Source organism: Pedobacter sp. N23S346 (assembly GCF_048515415.1).
GTDB lineage: Bacteria > Bacteroidota > Bacteroidia > Sphingobacteriales > Sphingobacteriaceae > Pedobacter.
In genome coordinates this window covers 356,275-371,875 of record NZ_JBLYEE010000003.1, presented here as the reverse complement: position 1 = coordinate 371,875, position 15,601 = coordinate 356,275, and the positions used below count along the sequence as shown (strand labels likewise).

The 15,601-nt window shown below is 36.7% G+C and carries 28 protein-coding genes; all 28 read right to left on the bottom strand.

Going from position 1 to position 15,601, the window contains the following annotated elements; all coding sequences use genetic code 11:
* Positions 1 to 62 precede the first annotated feature (62 nt).
* The 28 genes from map to ACN1CD_RS08325 all read right to left on the bottom strand — a co-directional run bounded on the left by map (position 63) and on the right by ACN1CD_RS08325 (position 15,521).
* A complete protein-coding gene (gene map / locus ACN1CD_RS08460; RefSeq protein WP_419129957.1) occupies positions 63 to 848 on the bottom strand; it encodes a type I methionyl aminopeptidase in 786 nt (261 codons plus the stop codon).
* A gap of 92 nt (positions 849 to 940) precedes the next feature.
* Complete coding sequence (gene secY, locus ACN1CD_RS08455; RefSeq protein WP_132530118.1) at positions 941 to 2,281, bottom strand: preprotein translocase subunit SecY; 1,341 nt, start codon at positions 2,279 to 2,281, stop codon at positions 941 to 943.
* Between the two features lie 7 nt (positions 2,282 to 2,288).
* Complete coding sequence (gene rplO, locus ACN1CD_RS08450) at positions 2,289 to 2,735, bottom strand: 50S ribosomal protein L15 (protein ID WP_154281254.1); 447 nt, start codon at positions 2,733 to 2,735, stop codon at positions 2,289 to 2,291.
* Positions 2,736 to 2,872: 137 nt separating this feature from the next.
* Positions 2,873 to 3,052 carry a 50S ribosomal protein L30 gene (gene rpmD / locus ACN1CD_RS08445; protein ID WP_320462114.1) on the bottom strand — a complete coding sequence of 60 codons (180 nt, stop codon included), beginning with the start codon at positions 3,050 to 3,052 and terminating at the stop codon, positions 2,873 to 2,875.
* Positions 3,053 to 3,056: 4 nt separating this feature from the next.
* A complete protein-coding gene (gene rpsE / locus ACN1CD_RS08440; RefSeq protein ID WP_010599893.1) occupies positions 3,057 to 3,575 on the bottom strand; it encodes a 30S ribosomal protein S5 in 519 nt (172 codons plus the stop codon).
* Positions 3,576 to 3,592: 17 nt separating this feature from the next.
* Positions 3,593 to 3,946 (bottom strand): 50S ribosomal protein L18, encoded by a 354-nt coding sequence (gene rplR / locus ACN1CD_RS08435; protein ID WP_320462115.1) that lies wholly within the window; start codon positions 3,944 to 3,946, stop codon positions 3,593 to 3,595.
* 5 nt (positions 3,947 to 3,951) lie between these two features.
* Positions 3,952 to 4,509: a 50S ribosomal protein L6 gene (gene rplF, locus ACN1CD_RS08430; RefSeq protein ID WP_419129956.1), complete on the bottom strand. Its 558-nt coding sequence runs from the start codon at positions 4,507 to 4,509 to the stop codon at positions 3,952 to 3,954.
* A 19-nt stretch (positions 4,510 to 4,528) separates the two neighbouring features.
* On the bottom strand, positions 4,529 to 4,927 hold the full coding sequence (gene rpsH / locus ACN1CD_RS08425; RefSeq protein ID WP_056869756.1) for a 30S ribosomal protein S8: 399 nt from the start codon (positions 4,925 to 4,927) through the stop codon (positions 4,529 to 4,531).
* 152 nt (positions 4,928 to 5,079) lie between these two features.
* Positions 5,080 to 5,349, bottom strand: a complete 270-nt coding sequence (gene rpsN / locus ACN1CD_RS08420; RefSeq protein WP_010599897.1) for a 30S ribosomal protein S14 — start codon at positions 5,347 to 5,349, stop codon at positions 5,080 to 5,082.
* Positions 5,349 to 5,915, bottom strand: a complete 567-nt coding sequence (rplE, locus tag ACN1CD_RS08415) for a 50S ribosomal protein L5 (protein WP_088301915.1) — start codon at positions 5,913 to 5,915, stop codon at positions 5,349 to 5,351. The genes rpsN and rplE overlap by 1 nt, the downstream gene beginning before the upstream one ends.
* Complete coding sequence (rplX, locus tag ACN1CD_RS08410; protein WP_132530126.1) at positions 5,912 to 6,253, bottom strand: 50S ribosomal protein L24; 342 nt, start codon at positions 6,251 to 6,253, stop codon at positions 5,912 to 5,914. The genes rplE and rplX overlap by 4 nt, the downstream gene beginning before the upstream one ends.
* A 1-nt stretch (position 6,254) precedes the next feature.
* Positions 6,255 to 6,623: a 50S ribosomal protein L14 gene (rplN, locus tag ACN1CD_RS08405; protein WP_010599900.1), complete on the bottom strand. Its 369-nt coding sequence runs from the start codon at positions 6,621 to 6,623 to the stop codon at positions 6,255 to 6,257.
* 1 nt (position 6,624) lies between these two features.
* Positions 6,625 to 6,879 carry a 30S ribosomal protein S17 gene (rpsQ, locus tag ACN1CD_RS08400; RefSeq protein ID WP_010599901.1) on the bottom strand — a complete coding sequence of 85 codons (255 nt, stop codon included), beginning with the start codon at positions 6,877 to 6,879 and terminating at the stop codon, positions 6,625 to 6,627.
* 13 nt (positions 6,880 to 6,892) lie between these two features.
* Positions 6,893 to 7,105 (bottom strand): 50S ribosomal protein L29, encoded by a 213-nt coding sequence (rpmC, locus tag ACN1CD_RS08395; RefSeq protein WP_132530128.1) that lies wholly within the window; start codon positions 7,103 to 7,105, stop codon positions 6,893 to 6,895.
* A 72-nt stretch (positions 7,106 to 7,177) separates the two neighbouring features.
* A complete protein-coding gene (rplP, locus tag ACN1CD_RS08390; protein ID WP_010599903.1) occupies positions 7,178 to 7,600 on the bottom strand; it encodes a 50S ribosomal protein L16 in 423 nt (140 codons plus the stop codon).
* 40 nt (positions 7,601 to 7,640) lie between these two features.
* Complete coding sequence (gene rpsC, locus ACN1CD_RS08385; protein WP_419129955.1) at positions 7,641 to 8,492, bottom strand: 30S ribosomal protein S3; 852 nt, start codon at positions 8,490 to 8,492, stop codon at positions 7,641 to 7,643.
* A gap of 9 nt (positions 8,493 to 8,501) precedes the next feature.
* Entirely contained in the window at positions 8,502 to 8,864 is a 363-nt protein-coding gene (gene rplV, locus ACN1CD_RS08380; protein WP_320462117.1) for a 50S ribosomal protein L22, read from the bottom strand.
* 7 nt (positions 8,865 to 8,871) lie between these two features.
* Positions 8,872 to 9,138: a 30S ribosomal protein S19 gene (gene rpsS / locus ACN1CD_RS08375; RefSeq protein ID WP_010599906.1), complete on the bottom strand. Its 267-nt coding sequence runs from the start codon at positions 9,136 to 9,138 to the stop codon at positions 8,872 to 8,874.
* Positions 9,138 to 9,962 carry a 50S ribosomal protein L2 gene (gene rplB, locus ACN1CD_RS08370; RefSeq protein WP_029282695.1) on the bottom strand — a complete coding sequence of 275 codons (825 nt, stop codon included), beginning with the start codon at positions 9,960 to 9,962 and terminating at the stop codon, positions 9,138 to 9,140. Before rplB ends, rpsS begins: the two co-directional genes overlap by 1 nt.
* Positions 9,963 to 9,982: 20 nt before the next feature.
* Positions 9,983 to 10,273 carry a 50S ribosomal protein L23 gene (rplW, locus tag ACN1CD_RS08365; RefSeq protein WP_029282693.1) on the bottom strand — a complete coding sequence of 97 codons (291 nt, stop codon included), beginning with the start codon at positions 10,271 to 10,273 and terminating at the stop codon, positions 9,983 to 9,985.
* 1 nt (position 10,274) lies between these two features.
* Positions 10,275 to 10,904 (bottom strand): 50S ribosomal protein L4, encoded by a 630-nt coding sequence (rplD, locus tag ACN1CD_RS08360; RefSeq protein ID WP_419129954.1) that lies wholly within the window; start codon positions 10,902 to 10,904, stop codon positions 10,275 to 10,277.
* Between the two features lie 4 nt (positions 10,905 to 10,908).
* The gene (gene rplC, locus ACN1CD_RS08355; protein WP_419129953.1) at positions 10,909 to 11,526 is read right to left on the bottom strand and encodes a 50S ribosomal protein L3; all 618 of its coding nucleotides are present in this window, start codon (positions 11,524 to 11,526) and stop codon (positions 10,909 to 10,911) included.
* A 636-nt stretch (positions 11,527 to 12,162) separates the two neighbouring features.
* Positions 12,163 to 12,720 carry a hypothetical protein gene (locus tag ACN1CD_RS08350; protein ID WP_419129952.1) on the bottom strand — a complete coding sequence of 186 codons (558 nt, stop codon included), beginning with the start codon at positions 12,718 to 12,720 and terminating at the stop codon, positions 12,163 to 12,165.
* Between the two features lie 87 nt (positions 12,721 to 12,807).
* Complete coding sequence (locus tag ACN1CD_RS08345; protein WP_419129951.1) at positions 12,808 to 13,200, bottom strand: DUF1634 domain-containing protein; 393 nt, start codon at positions 13,198 to 13,200, stop codon at positions 12,808 to 12,810.
* Entirely contained in the window at positions 13,200 to 14,033 is an 834-nt protein-coding gene (locus tag ACN1CD_RS08340) for a sulfite exporter TauE/SafE family protein (RefSeq protein ID WP_419129950.1), read from the bottom strand. Before ACN1CD_RS08340 ends, ACN1CD_RS08345 begins: the two co-directional genes overlap by 1 nt.
* Positions 14,034 to 14,231: 198 nt before the next feature.
* On the bottom strand, positions 14,232 to 14,834 hold the full coding sequence (locus ACN1CD_RS08335; RefSeq protein WP_419129949.1) for a hypothetical protein: 603 nt from the start codon (positions 14,832 to 14,834) through the stop codon (positions 14,232 to 14,234).
* 113 nt (positions 14,835 to 14,947) lie between these two features.
* On the bottom strand, positions 14,948 to 15,280 hold the full coding sequence (locus ACN1CD_RS08330) for a hypothetical protein (RefSeq protein ID WP_419129948.1): 333 nt from the start codon (positions 15,278 to 15,280) through the stop codon (positions 14,948 to 14,950).
* Positions 15,270 to 15,521, bottom strand: coding sequence for a hypothetical protein (locus ACN1CD_RS08325; protein WP_419129947.1), 252 nt, complete (start codon positions 15,519 to 15,521; stop codon positions 15,270 to 15,272). The genes ACN1CD_RS08330 and ACN1CD_RS08325 overlap by 11 nt, the downstream gene beginning before the upstream one ends.
* Between the last annotated feature and the right edge of the window lie 80 nt (positions 15,522 to 15,601).

The following is a 15,601-nucleotide window of genomic DNA, read 5'->3' as shown; positions in this document are numbered from 1 at the left end:
ATTGTTACTTAATTAGCTGCTTCTAAACAGGGTTGCAAAATTAAATAAAAAATTTTAATTATTTATTTTTTTTGTTGTAAAATTTCTTCTATTATAGAAAAGGTTGATAAAACTTCTGCTTTGCCCCTTTTTATGGCCACTGTATGTTCAAAATGTGCCGATGGCTTATTGTCTTTACTGGTTACCGTCCATCCATCGTTATGGAATTTAACACCGGCAACACCTGCATTAATCATGGGTTCGATTGCAATTACCATTCCTTCTTCAAGTTTTGGTCCTGCACCACGCTTTCCATAATTAGGAACTTCAGGTTTCTCATGAAGTTTTACACCAACGCCGTGTCCAACAAGTTCTCTTACTACGCCGAAACCATTAGCTTCTGCATATTGCTGAACGGCGAAGCCAATATCACCAATGCGCATGCCTACTACAGCCTTTTCAATACCCAACTCCAAACAGCGTTTTGTAACCTCCACAAGCTTCTGTTTTTCAGCATCTATTTCCCCAATAGAGAAAGTATAAGCCGAATCGCCGAAATAGTTGTTTTTGATTACACCACAATCAACTGAAATTAAGTCACCTTCTTCGATAACGTATTTGCTTGGAAACCCATGAACAACTTGCTCATTAGGCGAAATACATAAAGAATTTGGAAAACCATTGTAGTTTAAGAAAGCTGGTATTGCACCATTATCGCTTATAAACTCATAAGCAAGCTTATCTAGTTCAATAGTAGTCATGCCTGCCTTTATCACTTTAGCTACTTCAGCTAACGTTTTAGAAACAAGCATGGAACTTTCTCTTATTAACTCGATCTCATCAAGAGACTTGTAATAAATTTTAGACATTTAATTCAAGTTTTGAATGATTGAATTTTGAATGAATAAATAGCTCGATGAGCATTCATTCATTCTATCATTCAAAATTCACTAATTAATATTTACAAAGCTGCGTTGCTACTGGCAGCAGGAACACCCGTTCTACCTGTAACTCTACCTGTTTTCATTAAACCATCATAGTGACGCATTAATAGATAACTTTCAATTTGTTGAAGCGTATCTAACACTACCCCTACTAAAATTAATAATGAAGTACCACCAAAGAAGTGTGCAAACTCTTGTTTAATACCGAATTTAACTGCTAACGAAGGTAGAATAGCAATGATTGCTAAAAATACCGCGCCAGGGAAAGTAATTTTAGAAATTACATCATCAATAAAAGTTGATGTTGCAAAACCCGGCTTAACACCTGGAATAAAACCACCGTTTTTCTTCATATCGTCACTCATTTGAGTTGGATTTACTGTAATTGCAGTATAGAAGAAAGTAAATGCAATAATTAAAAAAGCGAATGTTAAGCTATAGGCTAACGATGTTGTATTGCTAAACTGAACCAACCAAGAACCTTGTAGTGACGGAACAAATTGCATTAAAGCACCAGGAATGAACATCAATGCCTGAGCAAAGATGATTGGCATTACACCAGCTGCATTTACTTTTAATGGAATGTATTGACGAACACCACCAAACTGACGGTTACCTACAATTTTTTTAGCGTATTGTACAGGCACCTTACGTACACCTTGAACAATTAAAATGGTAAACATTACAACAGCAAATAAAGCAACAATCTCTAAAACAAGCGCTACCGGACCTCCACCTTCACTGGCAGAACCCACACGAGCACTAAATTCCTGGCTGATTGCCTGCGGTAAGCGAGCGATAATACCAGTCATGATAATTAAAGATGTTCCGTTACCAATTCCTTTATCAGTAATTTTTTCACCTAACCACATTACAAATAATGTACCTGCCGTTAATACAAACGTAGATAACACTAAGAATAAAGTATTCGGTAACAAAATAGCTTCAGCCGGAACCTGGGTTTTAACGTAACCTACAGATTGAACGATTGTGATCGCTACCGTTAGGTAACGAGTGATCTGGTTCATTTTCTTTCTACCACTTTCGCCCTCTTTCTGCATTTTTTGGAAAGAAGGAACAGCAATACCTAACAGTTGCACCACGATAGACGCAGAGATATAAGGCATTACGCCCAACGCTAAAATAGATACACGAGAGAAAGAACCTCCGGCAAACATATCGAGTATGCCTAAAATTCCAGATTTTTCGTTAGCATCTAAAGCAGTTGGATCCACACCTGGTAAAACCACGTGAGATACGAAACGGTATACCAAAAGAATTAAGAGCGTAAACAAGATACGCTCTTTTAATTCTTGAATTTTCCAGATATTACTTAAAGTAGTAAATAGCTTCTTCATTTAATAATTACAATTTTACAATAGAACCACCTGCAGCTTCAATAGCTTTTTGTGCGGTTGCAGAAAACGCATGAGCAGTAATCTCTAATTTTGCTTTCACTTCACCACGACCTAAAATTTTAACTAAGTCATTTTTAGAAGCTAAACCATGCGCTTGGAGAGCAGCGAAATCGATAGTTGTTAAGCTGTGTTTTTCAGCTAATGTTTGCAAAACATCTAAGTTTACACCAACATATTCAGTACGGTTAATTGGTTTGAAACCAACTTTAGGCACACGACGTTGTAAAGGCATTTGACCACCTTCAAAACCGATTTTGGTTTTGTGACCTGAACGAGAACCCGCACCTTTGTGACCACGAGTTGAAGTACCACCACGACCAGAACCTGTACCACGACCAATTCTTTTGCTGTTTTTTGTAGAACCTTTTGCAGGTTTTAAATTACTTAAATTCATTTTTTTGAATTTGTGTTGCCCTTCGCTTTCACTAAACAGGTACAACGATAAAATAAATAATGATTGAATTTTGAATGATTAAATGTTTAGCATTATGCCCATTTACCCACTCAAAACTCATTCATTCGATAATTCTTTTAAATTGTTTCGATTGCTACCAAGTGGTTCACTTTGCGAACCATACCGATAATCTGTGGTGTAGCTTCAACCTCAACACTTTGGTTCATTTTAGATAATCCCAAAGCTTGAACAGTTCTTTTTTGGCGCTCGCTTCTGTCGATAACGCTTTTTACTTGTGTTATTTTGATCTTAGCCATGATATTATCCGTTAAATACTTTGTTTAAATCTATACCACGAGTTTGAGCTACTGTATAAGCATCACGCATTTTAGTTAATGCATCAACAGTTGCTTTTACCACGTTGTGTGGGTTAGATGAACCTTTAGATTTTGCCAATACGTTATGCACGCCAGCACTCTCTAATACAGCACGCATCGCACCACCAGCAATTACTCCAGTACCTACTGCAGCTGGTTTAATTAAAACAAAACCACCTGAAAATTTACCGATTTGTTCGTGAGGAACAGTACCGTTTAAAATAGGCACTTTTACTAAGTTCTTTTTAGCATCATCCACACCTTTTGCGATTGCTTCAGTTACCTCTTTCGCTTTACCTAAACCGAAACCAACAACACCGTTTTCATCTCCAACAACAACAATTGCTGAGAAGCTGAAAGTACGACCACCTTTGGTTACTTTGGCAACACGTTGTATACTAACCAAACGATCCTTTAATTCGATATCGGTGGTTTTTACTCTTTTTATATTGATAGTTGACATCTTACTTTTTCTTCAGATTAAAATACTAGACCAGCCTCGCGAGCACCTTCTGCTAACGATTTTACACGACCGTGGTATAAGTAGCCATTTCTATCGAAAACAACTTCTTTAACACCAGCAGCAATTGCTTTTTCAGCTACTAATTTACCTACTGCTATTGATTGGTCACTTTTGTTACCTGTTCCAGAAAAATCTTTTGACAAAGATGATGCTGAAGCTATTGTTGTACCGGTTACATCGTTAATTACCTGCGCATAAATCCCTTTATTGCTTCTAAATACAGATAACCTTGGACGTTCGGTAGAACCAGTAAGTCTTTTTCTGATCCCTTTTTTAATACGATCTCTTCTTGATAATTTTTTACCTGCCATGATTACTATTTTTTAGACGCTGATTTACCTGCTTTTCTTCTTAACACTTCACCTACAAACTTGATACCTTTACCTTTATATGGTTCTGGTGCACGTAACGAACGGATTTTCGCTGCTACCTGGCCAATCAATTGCTTGTCAATACTTTCTAAAATGATTTTAGGTGTCTGACCTTTTTCTGATGATGTAGTTACCTTAATCTCTTCTGGTAATTGAAATACATAATGGTGAGAATAACCCAAAACCAGATCTAATGTATTACCTGTGTTTGTAGCACGGTAACCAACACCTACTAATTCTTGAGTTAATTTATAACCTTCTGTAACACCAATAACCATGTTATTAAGCAATGAGCGATATAAACCGTGTAATGCTTTGTGTTTCTTTTGTTCTGATGGACGAGAAACTGTTAAAATTCCGTCTTCCTGACTTACAGTGATATCTGTATCTACTGCTTGTGTTAATTCACCTTTAGGTCCTTTTACACTTACTACGTTATCATTAGATACGGTAATTGTAACACCTGAAGGAATTGTAATTGGGGCTTTTCCTATTCTTGACATTGTGCTGTTCTCCTAATAATTAATAAACGTGACACAATACCTCACCACCAATATTTAATTTGGCTGCTTCTTTATCGGTCATTACACCTTTAGAAGTAGATAAGATTGCGATACCTAAACCGTTTAATACTCTTGGCATATTTTCAACACCAGCATAGTTTCTCAAACCTGGTTTACTAATTCGCATCAAAGTACGAATAGCAGGAACTTTAGTAATCGGATTGTATTTCAAAGCAATTTTGATTGTGCCTTGAACTGTAGTATCTTCAAACTTGTAGTTCGCGATGTAACCTTTATCGAAAAGAACTTTTGTAATTTCTTTTTTAAGGTTTGATGCAGGAATTTCTACAACACGGTGGTTGGCCTTAATGGCATTCCTTACTCTTGTTAAATAATCTGCTATTGGATCTGTATTCATTTTTTATTGTTTTTGATAGTGGTTTCCTTCTGCTACACAGCTGTGGGACCTGCTATCGGTTAAAATTCTTTTTTACAAGCGAAAAGCAAAAAGACCAAAGCCTAAAGCGGGTTTATTCGCTTTAGACTTTAAGCTTTCAGCTCTAAGCTATATTACCAAGATGCTTTTTTAACACCTGGTATTTTACCGTCTAGTGCCATTTGGCGAAACGTTACCCTTGAGATACCAAAGGTACGCATATAACCGCGTGGACGACCAGTTAATTTACAACGGTTGTGTAAACGTACCGGAGATGAATTTTTAGGTAATTTATCTAAACCTTCGAAATCTCCTGCAGCTTTTAATGCTGCACGTTTTTCAGCGTATCTAGCTACCAATTTTTGGCGCTTAACTTCGCGTGCTTTTACACCTTCTTTTGCCATTATTCTGCTGTTTTTTGATTTTTAAATGGTAATCCGAATTGTTTCAATAACTCAAGCGCTTCAACATCAGATTTCGCCGAAGTTACGAAAGTTATATCCATCCCTAAAATTTTATTGATTTTATCTATATTAATCTCTGGGAAGATGATTTGCTCAGTAACACCTAAAGTGTAGTTACCTTTTCCATCAAAACCTTTATCGTTAATACCTTTGAAATCACGAATACGTGGCAAAGCTACAGAGATCAAACGATCTAAGAACTCGTACATATTGTTATCACGTAACGTTACACGTACACCAACTGGCATACCTTTACGCAATTTAAAGTTTGAGATATCTTTCTTAGAGTTAGCCGGAACCGCTTGTTGACCAGTGATGGTTGACAATTCAACGATTGTCGTATCCATGATCTTTTTATCAGTTACAGAAAAACGACCTACACCCTGATTGATACAGATTTTTTCCAATTTAGGAACCTGCATTACAGTTTTATACTGAAATTTCTCTTTTAATGCATTTACAACTTCTTCTTTGTATTTGCTTTTTAATCTAGGTGTAGCCATTATTTAATTTCCTCCCCTGAAATTTTAGCAACTCTAACTAATTTACCATCCGCGTTTAGTTTACGACCAACACGTGTAGCTTTACCCGATTTTGGATCAACCAACATCAGGTTAGAAATATGAAGAGCAGCTTCTTTTTTAATAATACCACCGTTTGGATTTGCAGCATTTGGTTTAGTATGTTTAGATACTAAATTAACGCCCTCTACAATGGCTCTGTTTTTTTCTATTTGTACTGAAAGTACTTTTCCTTGTTGACCTTTTGAATCGCCAGCAATTACTTTAACTAAATCTCCTGTACGGATTTTAAGTTTTGATGGTGTATTTACTTTGTTTCCCATTTTATAATACCTCCGGTGCTAATGATACAATTTTCATGAATTGTTTTTCACGTAGTTCTCTCGCAACCGGGCCAAAGATACGTGTACCTCTTGGCTCATCCTGTGCGTTCAATAATACAGCTGCATTATCGTCAAAACGGATATAAGAACCATCTTTACGACGGATTTCTTTTTTAGTTCTTACAACAACTGCTTTTGAAACTGTACCTTTTTTAATGTTACCTGAAGGTAACGCGCTTTTTACGGTAACAACTACTTTATCACCAATTGAAGCATAACGTTTGCCGGTTCCACCTAGCACGCGAATTACCAATACTTCTTTTGCGCCGCTGTTATCAGCAACGTTTAATCTTGATTCCTGTTGTACCATCTTATTTAGCTCTTTCTAAAATTTGTACCAATCTCCAGTTCTTGTTCTTACTCAAAGGACGAGTTTCCATGATCAATACTGTATCACCGATACCGCATTCGTTTTTCTCGTCGTGAGCCATAAATTTGGTAGTTTTCTTAACGAACTTACCATAAATCGGGTGCTTTACTTTACGCTCAACGCTCACTACAACAGATTTATCCATCTTGTTGCTTACTACTAGTCCCGTTCTTGTTTTTCTTAATTGTCTTTCCATGTCGACTCTCAAATTATTTAGTTTCAGTAGCTGACTCAGTGTTTTTCACTTTAGTCAACTCAGTGTTTAAACGGGCTATGTCTTTCCTTACTTTCGCAATACGCGAAGGATTTTCGATAGCTGAAATAGTGTGTGCGAACTTTAATTTTGATAAGCTCTCTTTTTCTTCCGCAATCTTAGCTACTAATTCTTCTTTTGAAAGCCCTGTGATTTCTGAATTTTTCATTTTTCTTTTCTTTTACGTTGAGTGTAGCGGTTATAATAAACAAGTATTTACAACATTCACCTCAACACTTTACTATGCTTCTACGTAATCTCTACGTACTACGAATTTGGTTTGGATTGGTAATTTCTGAGCTGCTAAACGTAATGCTTCTTTAGCTACTTCTAAAGGCACACCTTCAGCTTCGAAAATTACGCGACCAGGTCTTACAACTGCTACCCAATACTCAGGAGCACCTTTACCTTTACCCATACGTACCTCAGCAGGTTTTTTAGTTACTGGTTTGTCCGGGAATATTCTGATCCACACCTGACCTTCACGTTTCATGAAACGTGTTACGGCGATACGGGCAGCCTCTATCTGGCGACTTGTAATCCAAGTTGCTTCTAAAGATTTGATACCGAAAGATCCGAATGCTAATTCAGCTCCACGAGAAGCTAAACCCTTCATTCTGCCTTTTTGCATCTTCCTGAACTTCGTTCTTTTTGGCTGTAACATTTTATTTTGTTCTAATCGTTAAACGATGTTAATAAATCAATTATTTACGAGGACCTCTGTTAGCGCCTGCGCCACCACCTCTATTTGCTCCGGGACCACCTTGACCTGGACCACGACCACCACCTTGGTTTCCACCACGTCTGTCGTTACCACCGCCACGGCTATCTCTACCACCACCTCTGTTATCTCTACCACCGAAAGCTGGTTTCTCTGATGCGCCTTTTGGACCGTTGTTTGTCGAACCGATGTTTGGAGACAAATCACGTTTTCCATAAACCTCACCTTTACAGATCCAAACTTTAACACCTATTTTACCATAAGTAGTTAAAGCTTCAGCTAAAGCATAGTCGATATCAGCACGGAATGTATGCAAAGGCACTCTTCCTTCTTTGTACTGCTCAGTACGTGCCATCTCAGCACCACCTAAACGACCAGAAGTCATGATTTTAATACCTTCAGCACCCATACGCATAGTTGATGCGATAGAAGATTTCATTGCTCTACGGAATGAGATCCTTGCTTCTAATTGTTTTGCAACACCTTCTGCAACTAATTGTGCATCAAGTTCAGGGCGTTTAATTTCAAAGATGTTAATTTGAATTTCCTTTTTAGTCAATTTCTTTAACTCTTCTTTGATTTTATCAACCTCAGCACCTGCTTTACCGATTACGATACCTGGACGGGCTGTGTGGATAGTTACGGTGATACGTTTTAACGTACGTTCGATAACCACTTTAGCAACACCACCTTTAGCGATACGAGCAGAAAGGTATTTTCTTATTTTCTCATCTTCAACTAATTTATCGGAGTAGTTGTTGCCACCGAACCAGTTAGAATCCCATCCTTTGATGATACCTAACCTGTTACCTATTGGATTTGCTTTTTGTCCCATTTCCTAAAATTAGTTTTGAGTTGTTTCTGTATTTTTACTATCTACAATCAGCGTTATGTGGTTAGAACGTTTACGAATTCTATATCCACGGCCTTGAGGAGCTGGACGTAAGCGTTTTAACTGACGGCCACCATCAACCATAATTGTTTTAACAAAAAGTTGATTTTCTTCAGGGCGGGCACCTTCATTTTTAGATTCCCAGTTCTTGATCGCAGATAATAATAATTTCTCAACTCTTATTGCTGCCTCTTTATTGGTAAACTTTAAAATGCTTAATGCTTTCTCTACACGTTCACCTCTGATAAGATCTACAACCAAACGCATCTTACGCGGTGAGGTTGGACAATTGTTTAATTTTGCTATTGCTTCCATTGTCTAATTATTTTTTCTTTTCAGCGTGTCCTCTGAATGTTCTGGTTGGAGCAAATTCTCCCAACTTGTGACCAACCATGTTTTCTGTTACGTACACCGGAATAAATTTATTACCGTTGTGTACTGCAAATGTATGATTAACGAAATCTGGTGAGATCATTGATCTACGAGACCAAGTTTTGATTACAGACTTTTTGCCTGAATCATTCATAGAGTTTACTTTTTTCTCTACGTTATGGTCAATATACGGTCCTTTTTTTATCGAACGAGCCATTATTTCTTCCTTCTCTCTATGATGTAACGATTAGAATATTTTTTAAGTTCTCTGGTTTTAAAGCCTTTAGCTAAAACGCCATTTCTTGAACGTGGGTGACCACCTGATGATCTACCTTCACCACCACCCATTGGGTGATCGACAGGGTTCATCGCTACCGGTCTAGTTCTCGGACGACGGCCCAACCAACGTTTACGACCTGCTTTACCTAATACTTCGTTTGCGTGATCTGAGTTAGATACAGCACCGATAGTAGCAAGACAAGTAGTCAAGATTAAACGGGTTTCGCCTGAAGGCATTTTTAAAGTAGCATATTTACCATCGCGGGCAGCTAATTGTGCGTAAGCACCTGCACTACGAGCCAATTGTGCTCCTTTTCCAGGGTGAATCTCCACGTTGTGGATAATAGAACCTAATGGAATGTTCGATAATTTTAAAGTGTTACCTACTTCTGGTGCTGCAGTTTCGCCCGATAATAATACCGAACCTACTTGCAATCCTTCAGGAGCAATGATATAACGCTTCTCGCCATCTGCATAATGTAATAATGCAATGCGGGCAGTACGGTTTGGATCGTATTCAACAGTAGCTACTGTTGCAGGAATATCAAATTTATCACGTTTGAAATCGATCAAACGGTATGATTTTTTGTGACCACCACCCATGTAGCGCATAGTCATCTTTCCTGTGTTGTTACGTCCACCAGACTTTTTTGATGATACAACCAATGATTTTTCGGGCGTGGTTGCTGTAATCTCCGTAAAACTAGCACCAACTCTGAAGCGGGTACCTGGAGTAACTGGTTTAAATTTTCTTAAGCCCATAGTTATAATGAATTATTAAATTAAAGGGTTGCGTAATAATCTATTGTTTCGCCGTCTTTCAACGTTACGATTGCTTTTTTGTATTTCGGGCTACGGCCAGATACAAAACCTGCTTTAGTGTAACGTGATTTAGCTTTTCCATCAACAACCATCGTGTTAACTGCAACGATAGTTACACCGTACAATTTTTCAATAGCTGCTTTAATTTGGATTTTGTTAGCCTTATGGTTAACGCTAAATGTGAAACGGTTAGATTTCTCAGTTAAAGCTGAAGCTTTTTCGGTTAATATTGGTTTTTTTAAAATGTCCATATTATTTGGCAAACGCCTCCTCCAAAGTTTTAACAGAATCTGCAGTTAACACAAGTACACCAGCATTTAATACATCATAAGTATTTAAATCTACTGCCGAGATTACTTTTGTTTTCTGAACGTTTCTGCTTGATAAATAGATATTATTATTTTGTGCAGGTAAAACCAATAAAGTTTTTTGAGTACCTACGTTTAACGCAGCCAATAAGCTTGTATAGTTTTTAGTTTTAGCAGTATCGAAGTTGAAATCTTCTAAAATTACCACGTTGTTATCTTTTGCTTTATAAGCTAAAGCAGACTTACGTGCTAATGTTTTTAATTTCTTGTTCAATTTAAAGCTATAATCACGTGGTTGAGGACCGAAAACACGACCACCACCGTTAAATAACGGAGATTTAATGCTACCAGCACGTGCACCACCTGTACCTTTTTGTTTGTATAGTTTACGGGTCGAACCTGCAATCTCATTACGTTGTTTAGATTTGTGAGTACCCTGACGTTGATTAGCCAAATACTGTTTTACATCTAAATAAATCGCGTGGTCGTTAGGCTCGATACCAAATACCGATTCAGGAAGTTGCACCTTGGCACCTGTTTCTTTACCTGAAATGTTTAATACTTTAACTTCCATCTGATTACTTGTCTAAGATTACGTAAGAACCTTTAGCTCCTGGAATGGAACCACTAACTACTAATAGGTTTTGCTCAGCATAAACTTTCAAAACCTGTAAGTTCTGAACTTTTACCCTGTCTCCACCAGTTCTTCCTGCCATGCGCATTCCTTTGAACACACGTGAAGGGAATGACGATGCTCCCAATGAACCTGGGGCACGTAAACGGTTATGCTGACCGTGAGTCTGCATACCAACACCGGCAAATCCGTGGCGTTTTACAACACCTTGAAAACCTTTACCTTTTGAGGTACCTACAACATCAACAAAATCGCCTTCTGCGAAAGAATCAACCGTTATCACATCACCTAAGTTAGGTGAAGTTGTAAACGAATCGAATTCTACCAGCTTGCGTTTCGGAGTTGTGTTTGCTTTCGCGAAATGGCCTTTCAATGGTTGAGTTGTGTTTTTCTCTTTTTTCTCATCGTAACCCAACTGGATTGATGAATAACCATCTACTTCTTCGGTTTTTACCTGTGTAACTACACAAGGTCCAGCCTCGATTACCGTACAAGGAATGTTTCTTCCTTCGGCATCAAAGATACTGGTCATTCCTACTTTTTTTCCAATAATTCCTGACATTTTATCTTTTCTTTTTAACACCCATCGAAGCAGTAGGGCTTCGTTCAAGGTGGTTGTACATCCCTTTAAAGGGAGGGCAAAGATAGACAAGAAATATTAATTTTCAAATAGTTAGCGAAATATTTTTTCAAATAAATTGCTGATATGATGGTATTTAACTTTTAAAGACGCGTGAAAGCACTAAACTATCAATTAAATTAGTTGTTAAGAATATCATAAGCAACATTTAAATGCTGCTTTTATTCATAATAAGCCGTAAAACAGCCAGTTAACGATCGCATAATATTAAAGCGTATTTCTTTCCGGTTTTCTTAATTGTATACTAATGCCTATTACCACATCTTAAAGTTAGGCATTGTTAGGCTTCGCAATTAACGGTAATTTTATGTGGTCGATATTTTCTTTCGCAGAGATCTTCAAAAACGGATTCATACAAATCTAAACAAGTAGAAATTTCATCCTTCAGGTTACATCGATAATAAAAGTATTAAAGACGACCTTACTCATAAGAATTACTCTAATAAGGTCTTCATCTACAGCATGCTCTATTGTCTCTTAATTAACAGAACTGTAATCGCTGGTTATTGAGTAATAAGTTTGCACAAAAGCTGGCATATTCTCTTCATTTAGAAAGACCTAGTCTTCGACATTATAAAAAAAGTAATTTCCAATGCCAACATTTTTATCCAGTGTGGCCAGTATTTGATTAATTGTAGCGGGGGTATCGTTAGGCCCAATATAATAAGCAGGAATTCCATTATCACCAAACGGAATATCAATTATTGGAATCCGGTCATCATCCTCCTCCAGTATAAACTGACCTACCTCCCAGTCTTTATGTGGTTTAAAGCCACTGCTCTCCGCAAAAGCTTCTGCACCGTATATAATATTATGCGCTTTATTATATTCAATTTCTTCGCCTTTAATATGCACGATAAGGTTTTCGAGCTCTTCTAAAGGGATATTGAACCTAAAAGCTGAATCCTTAATCCCTAAACACCTGAGATCTACAAGGTACATTCCTACGGTAAAATTTCCATTAATATGCTTACGGCTAACCAATACAGTTGCAATACCGCTTTCTTCCCAATTATAAGTAATGTAGGATTTCCCTAATGGTAATTGCCTTGCCCTTGACTTAATAAAATTTTCGGGCTTTTGAAACAGTTTAACAACTTTTCCTGTTTTTGCCATTGAATTTATTTAAAACTTTGAATACAATTTTAAACGTTTGATAGCAATTGATATAAATTTTTTTTCAACATTTTGAAAAAATTTAATTTAATGCGCTAAACCACCATTTAAACTAATGGCTAGAATTGTAAGGATGATTAAGCCAATTAATACATATAGATAATCTTTTTCTATTAAAAAGCTAAAAACTGCAAAAAAGATTCTTGCTACTGGTGTAAAGATTAGCATTAATATACCAAACTGAACAATGGCATCGCCATGAAAAGTAAGTAAGCCTTTGAAAATAGCGGCAATAGAAGAGAATTTTGCCAGTTCTGGCTTAAATACTTTATAATCGGTTATTACACCTTTGTTGTGAATAAGAAAAATGATGCCTCCAATGAGTACAATGGTCATGGATATGATTACCCCGGCACGTAACAATGTACCCAGAATCACCTGGATATCTTTATCATTGATATTTTCTTTCGCTACACTCATTACAATCCGCTTATTCCTTTATAAATCATTTGCAAGGCTAGAACCGTAACCACCACTGCAAAAACTATTTTTAGTTTATCTGTCTTGGCTTTGAGTAAAACTTTCGAACCAACGGTAGCACCCGTTAAAACACCAATACAAACCGGCATGGCAATTCCTGGATCAATCTGGCCGCGATGCAGGTAAACAATCGCGCTTGCGGCAGCTGTAACACCCATCATAAAATTACTGGTTGTGGTAGAAACCTTAAAAGGCAAACGCATGATATTATCCATGGCAATAACTTTTAAAGCCCCACTTCCAATACCAAGTAAGCCAGAAAGTGTTCCTGCGAAAAGCATCATTAAGAAACCAGCTGGAACATGTTTTACAGCGTACTGGTGATCTGCACCTTTATCTGGATAAGATCCATTTAACTTAAAAAACTTCGCCCATCTGTCTGTATTATCAAGTGTTGTATGGTCTACCTTCTTCTTTAATGTCATGATGGCTGAAAAAATCAGGATACACCCAAATATGATGGCAATGTAATTCGCATTCAGATAAACCGCCACAATAGCTCCACAAATGGCACCAATGGTGGTCGCAATTTCCAAAAACATCCCAAGTCTAATATTCGTTATGCCTTCTTTTACGTAAGCGGCAGCAGAACCTGATGAAGTGGCGATTACTGAAACGATAGACGCACCAATCGCATAATGAATATCGACACCTAAAGCTAAAGTTAGTAAAGGAATGATGATTACACCACCGCCCAGGCCTGTTAATGAACCTAATAAACCCGCTAAAAAAGCACCTAATAAAACGATTATGGTAAACAATAATACCGACATGCGGCAAATATAATGCACTCTTTTTGGCTAAACGAAGGATTGAGGGAATAAAATAAAGTCTATATGTTATATGGGGAATGTAAGAAGATGGATGGAAAATGTGGGATGGCGGATGGAAGTTATAGCTTAGAAATTATGAGTGATTGAATTTTGAATGAGTGAATGCGATTGCGTATTAGGCATTCACTCATTCAAAATTCAATCATTATTATATTTACAATGAAGTTTACTTTCTTTATTTAGATCAACATTCCGAAAACTTTCCAACAATTCAAAAGCAATTTGTCTAACGGTTTCAGGGATAGGGTTAATGGTCGATTTATTGCCTTGGGCATTTTTAACCGTCCAGCCCGAAGTGTTTAATACCAGAGGATCGAGACCAGCCAACGATTTAATTATTTTGCCTCTCGTAAAAGCAATACCATCTGAATCGATAATTACTTTTTTGTTGTTCCACCAGTTTTCTTGCGATACCGTTATTAAAACAGAAGAATCTAATTTGGAAGAATAATTCCAGCCTTTGCCTTTTTGATGTTCCAGTTTTAATAATCCTATAAAATTAGTCAGGTTTTTTGAATTATACTTTTCCGAACTACAGTACATCGGAACATGGCTTAATTTGAGCTGATTTAACAATGCTTTGGAATGATCAGAGTTATGAAAAATTAAAACTATTTTTTCTGCAATTTGGTGGATAATCGTTTCATTCCCGCTATCGTATTCATCACAATGGTTCTTTATATTTTCTAATTGCTGAAGTAATATGGAAACCAATTCAGGTTTAGTTAAAAGTGGGTGCATACCAGATGTTTTCTAGCCTCGATAATGCATTATAATAAAAATATATTAGGAAGCATAGTTAATAAATTAAAATAGTCTGAATGGGAGAGATCAGGATGATAATATAGCTAAACTTAAATTACTCCAGCTTCTTTAAGCCTATGGATAACTTTATCAGCACTAACGGTATTATATTCACTTTTAAGATAAATATCAGCAAGAAAAACTGTTTCGTTATCAATCAAAATATAAGTAATTACTCTAGCTCCACCAGATTTTCCTTTGTTTGAACCAGAAATGGATAAACGAATTTTGTATACATTGTTCCCGAGATGAACACCTAAAACTGGATTTTCTTTAATTTCCTTGGATAATTTGGCAATATCTGAAAGAATGCTACGATGCTTTTTAGCAATTTGTTTTAATCCTTTAGCAAAATCATCAGTTGAAATAATCTCAAACTTCATCTTCTAATTCTGCCAAAAGTTCTTCAATAGATTTTAGCTTAACTTTTCCCTGCTGATGTAATTTAATTTGTTCAAAAGAACTTTTAAGCCGATCATAAATTACCTGTTCAGCTGCATTTAAAGGTTCTTGATTTACTTTTGCATTTTTATCCTCATCATAACTCAAACCTAAAGCATCCAATACTGCCTTAACAGCCTTTTCTGTCTTTTTATTTTCTATGTTTACAGTTAAAGTAGTCATAATAACAAAGTTAAAAATTAATTTTGAATGAGTGAATTTTGAATGAGTGAAAAAATGGTAAAATCATCTTACTCAATAGT

Coding starts and splice junctions, on each gene's coding strand:
- map (WP_419129957.1), bottom strand. CDS start 848: ATGTCTAAAATTTATTACAAGTCTCTTGATGAGATCGAGTTAATAAGA.
- secY (WP_132530118.1), bottom strand. CDS start 2,281: ATGAAGAAGCTATTTACTACTTTAAGTAATATCTGGAAAATTCAAGAA.
- rplO (WP_154281254.1), bottom strand. CDS start 2,735: ATGAATTTAAGTAATTTAAAACCTGCAAAAGGTTCTACAAAAAACAGC.
- rpmD (WP_320462114.1), bottom strand. CDS start 3,052: ATGGCTAAGATCAAAATAACACAAGTAAAAAGCGTTATCGACAGAAGC.
- rpsE (WP_010599893.1), bottom strand. CDS start 3,575: ATGTCAACTATCAATATAAAAAGAGTAAAAACCACCGATATCGAATTA.
- rplR (WP_320462115.1), bottom strand. CDS start 3,946: ATGGCAGGTAAAAAATTATCAAGAAGAGATCGTATTAAAAAAGGGATC.
- rplF (WP_419129956.1), bottom strand. CDS start 4,509: ATGTCAAGAATAGGAAAAGCCCCAATTACAATTCCTTCAGGTGTTACA.
- rpsH (WP_056869756.1), bottom strand. CDS start 4,927: ATGAATACAGATCCAATAGCAGATTATTTAACAAGAGTAAGGAATGCC.
- rpsN (WP_010599897.1), bottom strand. CDS start 5,349: ATGGCAAAAGAAGGTGTAAAAGCACGCGAAGTTAAGCGCCAAAAATTG.
- rplX (WP_132530126.1), bottom strand. CDS start 6,253: ATGGGAAACAAAGTAAATACACCATCAAAACTTAAAATCCGTACAGGA.
- rplN (WP_010599900.1), bottom strand. CDS start 6,623: ATGGTACAACAGGAATCAAGATTAAACGTTGCTGATAACAGCGGCGCA.
- rpsQ (WP_010599901.1), bottom strand. CDS start 6,879: ATGGAAAGACAATTAAGAAAAACAAGAACGGGACTAGTAGTAAGCAAC.
- rpmC (WP_132530128.1), bottom strand. CDS start 7,105: ATGAAAAATTCAGAAATCACAGGGCTTTCAAAAGAAGAATTAGTAGCT.
- rplP (WP_010599903.1), bottom strand. CDS start 7,600: ATGTTACAGCCAAAAAGAACGAAGTTCAGGAAGATGCAAAAAGGCAGA.
- rpsC (WP_419129955.1), bottom strand. CDS start 8,492: ATGGGACAAAAAGCAAATCCAATAGGTAACAGGTTAGGTATCATCAAA.
- rplV (WP_320462117.1), bottom strand. CDS start 8,864: ATGGAAGCAATAGCAAAATTAAACAATTGTCCAACCTCACCGCGTAAG.
- rpsS (WP_010599906.1), bottom strand. CDS start 9,138: ATGGCTCGTTCGATAAAAAAAGGACCGTATATTGACCATAACGTAGAG.
- rplB (WP_029282695.1), bottom strand. CDS start 9,962: ATGGGCTTAAGAAAATTTAAACCAGTTACTCCAGGTACCCGCTTCAGA.
- rplW (WP_029282693.1), bottom strand. CDS start 10,273: ATGGACATTTTAAAAAAACCAATATTAACCGAAAAAGCTTCAGCTTTA.
- rplD (WP_419129954.1), bottom strand. CDS start 10,904: ATGGAAGTTAAAGTATTAAACATTTCAGGTAAAGAAACAGGTGCCAAG.
- rplC (WP_419129953.1), bottom strand. CDS start 11,526: ATGTCAGGAATTATTGGAAAAAAAGTAGGAATGACCAGTATCTTTGAT.
- ACN1CD_RS08350 (WP_419129952.1), bottom strand. CDS start 12,720: ATGGCAAAAACAGGAAAAGTTGTTAAACTGTTTCAAAAGCCCGAAAAT.
- ACN1CD_RS08345 (WP_419129951.1), bottom strand. CDS start 13,200: ATGAGTGTAGCGAAAGAAAATATCAATGATAAAGATATCCAGGTGATT.
- ACN1CD_RS08340 (WP_419129950.1), bottom strand. CDS start 14,033: ATGTCGGTATTATTGTTTACCATAATCGTTTTATTAGGTGCTTTTTTA.
- ACN1CD_RS08335 (WP_419129949.1), bottom strand. CDS start 14,834: ATGCACCCACTTTTAACTAAACCTGAATTGGTTTCCATATTACTTCAG.
- ACN1CD_RS08330 (WP_419129948.1), bottom strand. CDS start 15,280: ATGAAGTTTGAGATTATTTCAACTGATGATTTTGCTAAAGGATTAAAA.
- ACN1CD_RS08325 (WP_419129947.1), bottom strand. CDS start 15,521: ATGACTACTTTAACTGTAAACATAGAAAATAAAAAGACAGAAAAGGCT.